The organism is Herbaspirillum lusitanum P6-12 (assembly GCF_000256565.1).
GTDB lineage: Bacteria > Pseudomonadota > Gammaproteobacteria > Burkholderiales > Burkholderiaceae_D > Herbaspirillum > Herbaspirillum lusitanum.
On the sequence record NZ_AJHH01000468.1, the window covers coordinates 1 to 243 of the forward strand.

Sequence of the window (243 nt, forward strand, 5' to 3'; positions counted from 1 at the left end):
ACCCAAAAGGCGCCGGCATCGACTGGGCTGCGCTGGTCACCTTGTTCAAGCGCTATCGCCTGAATGCGGTCGCCGTGCGTAATGCGCCGGAAGAACTGCACGCCGAGATCGCTGCGCAAGGACTGTCCATCGACGGCGGCGCGCCTCGTCCGCAACAACAGGAAGCCGAAACCGCCGTTGCTGCAGAGGAAGCGCCGAAGCCGGCCGCGCCAGCGGCAATACCGGCGCCCGTATCTTCGCGGC

The 243-nt window shown here is 66.7% G+C and carries 1 pseudogene; it reads left to right on the forward strand.

The features are described from left to right. Window positions 1–243: pseudogene (locus HLUSI_RS34215) on the forward strand (septum site-determining protein MinC); the annotation flags it as partial.